The 7,693-nt window shown below is 70.1% G+C and carries 5 protein-coding genes and 1 pseudogene; 4 read left to right on the top strand and 2 right to left on the bottom strand.

The features are described from left to right. Positions 1-124: 124 nt before the first annotated feature. The gene (locus ACWGJB_RS45025) at positions 125-1,723 is read right to left on the bottom strand and encodes an arabinofuranosidase catalytic domain-containing protein (RefSeq protein WP_453385832.1); all 1,599 of its coding nucleotides are present in this window, start codon (positions 1,721-1,723) and stop codon (positions 125-127) included. 1,113 nt (positions 1,724-2,836) lie between these two features. On the opposite strand from ACWGJB_RS45025, the gene ACWGJB_RS45020 reads away from it, so the two are divergent. From ACWGJB_RS45020 to ACWGJB_RS45010, 3 genes and pseudogenes are all read left to right on the top strand, one after another. Then, positions 2,837-3,085 (top strand): hypothetical protein, encoded by a 249-nt coding sequence (locus ACWGJB_RS45020; protein WP_453385831.1) that lies wholly within the window; start codon positions 2,837-2,839, stop codon positions 3,083-3,085. Beyond that, a pseudogene (locus ACWGJB_RS45015) lies at positions 3,055-3,456 on the top strand (PadR family transcriptional regulator); the annotation flags it as partial. The gene ACWGJB_RS45020 and the pseudogene ACWGJB_RS45015, both read left to right, overlap by 31 nt. Before the next feature lie 20 nt (positions 3,457-3,476). Further along, complete coding sequence (locus ACWGJB_RS45010; protein ID WP_453385884.1) at positions 3,477-4,460, top strand: NADPH:quinone reductase; 984 nt, start codon at positions 3,477-3,479, stop codon at positions 4,458-4,460. A 433-nt stretch (positions 4,461-4,893) separates the two neighbouring features. Here ACWGJB_RS45010 and ACWGJB_RS45005 read toward each other — a convergent pair whose 3' ends face one another. After that, positions 4,894-5,871, bottom strand: a complete 978-nt coding sequence (locus ACWGJB_RS45005) for an ArsR/SmtB family transcription factor (RefSeq protein WP_453385830.1) — start codon at positions 5,869-5,871, stop codon at positions 4,894-4,896. A gap of 88 nt (positions 5,872-5,959) precedes the next feature. On the opposite strand from ACWGJB_RS45005, the gene ACWGJB_RS45000 reads away from it, so the two are divergent. Next, complete coding sequence (locus ACWGJB_RS45000) at positions 5,960-7,276, top strand: MFS transporter (RefSeq protein ID WP_453385829.1); 1,317 nt, start codon at positions 5,960-5,962, stop codon at positions 7,274-7,276. The last annotated feature ends 417 nt before the right edge of the window (positions 7,277-7,693 follow it).

Genomic DNA, 7,693 nt, shown 5'->3' with positions numbered 1-7,693 from the left:
GCCCCCCCCGCGCGCCCCCCCAGACCGCCGCGCCGCGGGGGGGGGGGGGGGCGGGGGTCGCCGTCGGCGGGGCGGTGGGGGCGCGGGGGGGGGGCGCCCCCCCCCCGCACCGGAGCCTTTCAGGTCAGTTGAGGCTCCATTGCTGGTTGGATCCGCCGTTGCACGGCCAGAGTTCCGCCAGGGCGCCGTTGGCCGTCGAAGCGCCGGTGACGTCGAGGCACAGCCCGGACTGGACGCCGGTGACGGTGCCGTCCGAGTTCACCTGCCACTGCTGGTTGGCACCGCCGTTGCACGGCCAGGTCACCACCTTGGTGCCGGCGGACGTCTGGTTGTTGTACGCGTCCAGGCACATCTGGCTGCTGCCGCTGTAGACGGTCAGCTGGCCCGAGGACGTGCGGGTCCACGTCTGGTTGGCGCCGCCGCTGCAGTCCCAGATCTGCAGTTGTGTGCCGGCCGTGGTAGAGGAGTTCGGCACGTCCAGGCACTTGCCCGCGCCCACCGCGTGCAGCGCGCCGGTACTCGTCCCGCCTCCTGCGGAGTTGCCGTACCCGGCCGCGGTGATGTTGGCCTGGACAGCGTTCTCCGTGGCGTCCGACGGGTAGCCGGAGGTCATCACGCCCTCGTAGAAGGTGCCTTGGGCGCCCTTGCTGTTGTCGCCGCCGGTGCCCAGGATGATGGCGCCCTGCTTGCGCATCGGGTTGTAACCCGAAACGTTGGGGCGTACTCCATCGTAGAAGGTGGACAGGCCGCCGGACTGCGCGTTGCCGCCGCGGATCGCCCAGTGGTTCGGGCCGCCCTTGATGATGGCGGTCGTGTAGCGGTAGTTGATGGTCGGGTCGTTGGCGTTGTAATGCTGGTTCACCCCGGAGAAGAGGCCGTTCTCCAGGTCGGCCATGATCCACGGACCGTTGCCCGAACCGTAGCCCCACACCTTGATGTTGCCGAAGTAGATGGCCTCCATCGTGCCGTTGCCGTCGTCGTTGCTGTCCGTCTCGGCATTGCCGTAGTCGAAGCAGCAGCCGCCGTTGTAGTGCGTGCCGTCGAAGATCGCGTACATGCCCTCGGCGTTGTCCCCGGTGGCGATGCCGTTGGTGTGGTTGTTCCGGTAGCCCGTCCCGGGCGCCACGAAGACGCCGTAGGCCTTGTGTCCGCCCACCGTGGTGGGCGCGGCGGTCGCGTTCGCGAGGTTGTCGGGGCCGCCCGCGGCACCGCCGCCGGGTGCCTGGGTGAGGTTGTTGTTGCGGCCGGACTGATCGTAGATGACCGTGATCAGGCAGGACGTCCCCGAGCAGAACGAGTCCTGGGCGGCGGCGTCGGCGTACCCGCCCGCGCTCAGAACCCCGATGTCGCGGGTGGAGTTGTCCGAGGCGCGCCGGACCTGGTACAGCGGCCCGTTGTACGAGGCGTACAGCGCTCGGGTGGTGCTGTGCGCCGCCACACAGGGCGTGCCGCCTGCCGCGTAGATGTCACAGGGCCCGGACGTGGCGGCCCGGGCGGTACCGGCCGTGGCCGTGGCGCCGGCCAGAGCGCCGGCGACGAGCGCGGCTGCGGCCCCCGCCCGGGCGAACGTCTTCCACCGGGAACGGGCCGGGCCCGCCGACGGAGGGAGATGTGTCCGAGGCGACGCGTTTCGGGGCGCGCCACGGTGGCGTAACGCCGCGAGCAACCGCTCGACGCTGTCGCGCCTGGGCAGCAGACGGCGTCTTGAACGTGTGGTTCCCATCTGGACTCCCTACCGTGCCGGTGCAACCCGGTCGGGTTGCGGTGGTGGCGGTGACACATGCCGAAGCGCCTGAACGTGCCGTTGTGCAGGGGGATTGCGGAGAGAGAGCGGGGGGAGACGGTGTTACCGGTCTCGCAGGGCTGCCAAGGGTGGGGAGACCCTTCCTGCGGACCTTGCTGCGGAATCGATTCGACTGCTGATTGCCGCGGTTCGCAAGCTCTTGGGAAGCACGAAAAGTTGCGATGGAACGGGTCCTGACCGCGGCCCGACCCACTGCCGCGATGGTGCTGCGGGCCGCGCGTGTGTGGCCGGCGGCCGGCCACCGAACCTCCGGATGACCCTCCATCATGCCGCTGAACAGGAACGTCTCCGAGTGGACCCAGATCAGGGAGCACCGGAGCGAACGCCACTCGTCGAAGCAGCCGCCCCTGAACGGGGGTTGGCTCCGTTTGCGCTTCGCGTTGCGCGACTGGCCCGCGCAATGCCGGTCGTAACATCCCGTCGAAGCGCTTGCGTCGAATCGGTTCGCCCTGACCTCGGAACGTTGTAAGAGGCGAAACGGGCCCGCAGCCCAACCCGATGAGGACGAGACCGTACTTCCTACCGCTGTCCGAAACCGTGCGACCTCTCCGTCATCGAAGTGGCCACCAACACCTGGGCGGAGGGCTTCCGCCCACCGCTCGCGGAGGCGGACGTACCGGCCCTGGAGATGGGCACCGTGAGCCACGCGCGTACGGACGTCGCTTGATGGGCCGTCACGTGCTTCGACGGTCGCTACCACCCTGCCCTCAACCGACAATGACGGACGCTGCCCTATCAGGGGGACCGCAGAGCCCTTAGCGATCGTCCACAGACGCGAACTGGCAGAACACGCCCGTCACCGCGGCTGTCTTCAGTCCGGACGGCCGAACCCTCGCCACCGCCCGCCTGGACCGCCCTTCCGGCCGGACCAGGTTCCAAGTGCGCAACGGCGACCGGGTGGCCGACCTCCCGTTGGTCGCCTGCCCTGCTCCGCCCGGAGAGCCTCGGGCTCCCGCGCCCTGCACGGTCCTCCTGGCCTTCCGGCCCGACAGTCGCGTCCTCGCCTACGGAGTCAGTAACCCCTCCCAGTCCGTGCCGTCTGAGCACGTTACCCTGTGGGACATCGCGGCACGCCGAGTCATCGCCATCCTGCCCACAGCTCGGACCGACAGTGAGCACCCCGGCCTCCCCGGCAACGCGGTCAGCGGCATCGCATTCGGCCCGCACGGGACGCTGCTGACCTCGCGCATCCCGGTGGAAGAAGAGATCGAATCCTGGGACCTGAGCCGAAAGACCGTGGTCGGCGGACGGCCGGCCTGGGCGGATACGTGCTCAGCCTGACCGCGGCCGGACGGGCCGAAATGCTTCAGCGCCTGCGCAAGCCCGCCGACCACGAGATTACCGACTTCACCCGGTTCTACATCGTCCTGGCATTCCTCTCCCACCTGCCCGACGTGGCCGAACAGCACGCGGTGCTGCGCAGACGGCTTGAGTTCCTGGAAGAACCGGCGAGCTTCTTCTACGACAACGAGCGGCCCCTGCGTGCCGAGGAGATCGCCGACCCCTACCGGCGGGGCATGCTGCTGACCGCCCGCGCCACCAGCCGCGCCGAACGGACATGGCTGCGCGAGACTCTCGGGGAGAAGCCGCCCGCATTCGACACCGCATGCGCCGACAGCGATCCACATGCGCCCGCCGCTCCCGCGAGCTGACTGCCCACGGAGGTACTTCCATACTTGCTTCCTGGTACGACGACCAGGGCCCCGCCGCCGATGTCCTGCACGTCGGCGAACTCCCTGATCCCGTCCCCGGCCCCGGTGAGGTGCGCGTCCGCGTCACCGTCTCGGGTGTCAACCCAGGAGACACCAAGAAGCGGCGCGGCTGGCTCGGCTCGTCCATGCCCTTCCCGCGGGTGATCCCGCACAGCGACGCCGCCGGAGTCATCGACACCGTGGGCGCCGGAGTCGACGTCCACCGCGTCGGACAACGGGTCTGGGTATACGGCGCCCAGTCCTACCGCCCCTCCGGCACAGCTGCTCAGTACACCGTCGTACCTGACCACCAAGCCGTACCTCTGCCAGATCATCTGAGTGACGAGCTGGGCGCGAGCCTCGGCATCCCCGGCATCACCGCCCACCGCACCGACTTCGCCGACGGCCCGGTCGACGGCCGGCTGGTCCTGGTCCACGGAGTCCTTGGCGGCGTCGGCTCCCTGGCCGCCCAGCTCGCCCACTGGGCCGGCGCGACTGTGATCGCGACCGTCCGCCGAACCGCGGACCTCGACCGCGTCGACCCGGCCGTCGTCTCCCACGCCGTCGCCCTGGACACCGGCGACCCCGCCGCAGCCATCCGCTCGTACGCGCCGCGGGGCGTCGACCGGATCATCGAGGTCGCACTGTCCGACAATGCCGACCTCGACAACGCCGTCGCCGCCCAGGGAGCCGTCATCGCCGCCTACGCCACCCGCACGGACCGCACCGAGATACCCTTCTGGCCTCTGCTGTTCAACAACGTCACCCTGCGGCTGCTCGGCAGCGACGACTTCCCCGCCGAGGCCAAGCGCCATGCCACCCGCGACCTCACCTCCGCCGCCGCCGTCGGCGCCCTTACCGTCGCCGTCGGCGACCGTCACCCGCTGGACGACATCGCCAAGGCCCACGACCACGTCGACGCTGGCGGTGGCCACGGCCGCATCCTGCTCACCATCCCTCAATAGCGCAGACTCGGAACACTGCCCTGCTCAACTGCCCAGCCCTGCGAGGCAGCCCGTCGCGCTGCCAAGTGTTCGGACCAGTTCCCGCCGGCGAGGGTGGCCCAGCGTTCGGCTGTCTGGGGTGGATGCCGAGCAGGTCGGCGGTGACCATGGGAGGCAGGTCTAGCAGGGCGTCCATCATGGCGGTGTTCCGTGCTGCGCGGGCGGGCAGACCATGGTGTCTCAGGGTGTCGGCGAGGCCGAGGGGGTTGCGCGGGCGTCCAGGGCTGTGACCGGGCGAGAGGTATCTGCACCCGGCCGTGTTGCTGTGCCGGGGGCTGTGCTGCAGCTGATCGTCGATGAGGCGGGCGAGCTTCGGCGGGAGCACGAAGGGGTGGTGGTTGACCGTCAGGCATCTGCTGGCGGCGCCTCAAAGAAGCAGTGCTGATCTGAGCCGTCAGCCCGAACCGGCGACCAGTGCCTCCCCGAGGGGGGTGCGCCGGTAGAGCACCGACCGTCCGGACCGGGCGCGGACGAGCAGCCCCGCGCCTCGCAGGATGGCGAGGTGGTCTCCTACCGCGCCGGGTGCCATGGCGAGGCTTCGGGCGAGGTGGCTGGTGCTGGCCGGGGCGTCCAGCGCCACCAGCAGCCGGGCTCGGGCCCGGCCGACCAGAGCGGTCAGCGCGTCCGGTTGGGGGACGGTCTCCTGTTCGCCCCACAGGGCGGCGGTGCCGCGGGCACGATAGACCAACGTCCTGGGCCAGGGGTCTTCCAGGTGGGCGGCGATATGCCCGACGAAGACCGAAGGGATCAGCAGGAGCCCGTCGCCGGCGAGGCGGACTGTTCCGCCTCGGAAGAAGCCGACCTCGATACCACCGGCGCGCCAGGCGATGCCCGGGTGCAGGCTCTCGATGGTCGTGGCCCATCCGTGTTCGCCGATCACACCCACCCGGTGCACGACATCGCGCTCACAGATCGCGCGCAGTTGCGGCCAGTCCGCGGCGAGCAGGTCGTGCCACGCCTGGTCCATCGCCTCGGCGATCCTGGAGACGGCGTCCGGCGAGTCCAGCACCGCGCGTACGCGGGGATCACGGGCAGACGGGCCGGTCACGGTGGCGGCGAATTCATGGCGGGCCGCTTCCAACGGTGTGGCCCGGATCACGGCCAGGTCGTCCGCCCAGGTCTGGTTGAGGCCGCGCGGAGGCGGGGCGACGAAGTTCGGTCCGCCTTGCGGGGCCTGCAGAGCGAGGGCGGCGTCCAGTTCGGTCTCGCGGCGAAGCCGTTCAAAGGCCGGCAGGAGCCGGGCGGCCCAGGCTCGCGGCAGCGGCCGGTCCTGGCCGGCGAGCGAGCGCAGCAGCAAGCAGAGGTCCAGCGCAGGCGACAGCGCGAAGCGGCTGCGCAGCAGGTCCTCGACGGAGACTTCGAAGCGCAGCACCCTGCCAGGCTACCCCGGGCGTCTGTTCCGATTCGTCCAGCGACGAATCATTGGTGAGTGGCGTGGGCGCACGGCGAGGCTGAGCGCCATGTCCCCAACCGCCGAACCCGCGCAGGGCAACCACCGTGCCACCTACCGGGAGGTGCTGGCCGAGCCGCGATTCCGGCTGCTCTTCTCAACCCGCACCGTCGCGATCACTGCGGACGCGCTGCGGATCACCACGTTCTCGGTTCTGGTCTTCTCGGCCACCGGCTCCGCGCTGCTGAGCGCACTGGCCTTCGGCATCGGCTTCATCCCGCAGCTGTTCGGCTCGCTGCTGCTGGGCTCACTGGCCGACCAACTGCCGACCCGCACGCTCATCACCGGCGGCTACGCCTTGACGTGCGCCGCCGCCCTGCTGCTCGCCCTGGTGCGGATGCCGATCGCGGCAAGCCTCGGTGTCGTGGCGCTGGTCGCCCTCGCCACACCGGTGTTTCACGGCGCGTCGAGTCGGCTGGTCGCCCAGTCGCTGGAGGGCGACGCCTATGTACTGGGCCGTTCACTGAACAACATCGCTGCCTCCGGCGCGCAATTGTTCGGCCTGGCGCTGGGAGGTGCGGCCGTCGCGGTACTCGGCCCGCACCGGGCGCTCGCGGTAAGCGCCGCCCTCTACCTCGGCTGCGCGCTCGCTATCCGCATCCGGCTACCCCGGCTGCAGCCGGGAGAGTTCGGCGGCACACCCGGCAGCGCTCGGGGCGATGGCGGGGCCGTCCGGGCAAGCCTGCACGGTGCCGGCCTACTGCTGCGCGGACACACGGTGCGACGACTGATGCTGGCCCAGTGGCTCCCGCCCGCGTTCATAGCGGGCGCGGAAGGCCTGATCGTCGCCTACGCCGGAGGACGCCACTTCGCGCCCGGCTGGTATGCGGTGCTGATGGGCTGCCTGCCGGTCGGCATGCTTGTCGGTGACCTGCTGGTGGGCCGACTCCTACGGCCACTCACCCGGGAGCGACTGGTAGTCCCGTTGATCGCGCTGATGGGACTGCCGCTGGTCGGCTTCGCCGCCGAACCCGGAGTGGGAGTCTCGTCCTGTCTGCTGCTGCTCTGCGGTTTCGGATTCGCCTACGGTCTCGGCCTGCAACGGCCGTTCCTGGACGCCCTGCCGCAGGATGGCCAGGGCCAGGCCTTCGGTCTGCTCGGCTCCGGCAGCATGACGCTGCAGGGCGTCGGGCCGACCTGCTTCGGCTCGGTGGCCGCAGGCATCGGAACAGGCGGCGCAATCGCCCTGGCAGGCGGCGCGGCGGTGCTTACCGCCGGCTGGATTCTCACCTGGCACCCGCCCACCTCCCCGGTCCCCGTCCCGAACTACTCAACGGGATCAGAGCACGGCACCGAACAGCACGCGTGTCGTTCTCCTGCGCAGTAACCGTCGCCGGTCGGGTCGGCCTCGAGCCGTCACGCCCACCCCCACCCCACGTCTCTCTGACAGACAGTCATTCCCGGTAGCTCATTGTGTTAGGAGTCCTGAGGACCAGGTGCGAGGGTTGCGGCGCGCCTTGAGACGACGGGCGGGGGTCAGTCTGGCGACGCAGGATTCGGACCAGCCACGGGGCGGCGCTGCGAGCAAAGGCCGGCAACGCCGCCGCTCGAGAACCGCACCCCTGATCGCCCACGGCGGACCGGCATCCGCCGGGTCCGGGGGCGTGCGGATCCCGGTACAGGTACCGGATAGCCCTCTCCGATTGTTTTTACTGATCATTTCAGAATGAGTTCGCTTGTGGGGCTTGGCAGTTGGGTCTCAGGGCGGCAGAGTTCTGCAGGTGTCAGATGATCTTGTGCCTGA

Source organism: Streptomyces sp. NPDC054813, from assembly GCF_053611365.1.
The sequence above is the reverse complement of the archived record's forward strand: the minus strand, read 5'-3'. Positions and strand labels throughout refer to the sequence as shown.

What these genes read in the sequence shown, in the direction of transcription:
- ACWGJB_RS45025 (WP_453385832.1), bottom strand. Translation starts at nt 1,723, where the DNA reads ATGGGAACCACACGTTCAAGACGCCGTCTGCTGCCCAGGCGCGACAGC.
- ACWGJB_RS45000 (WP_453385829.1), top strand. Translation starts at nt 5,960, where the DNA reads ATGTCCCCAACCGCCGAACCCGCGCAGGGCAACCACCGTGCCACCTAC.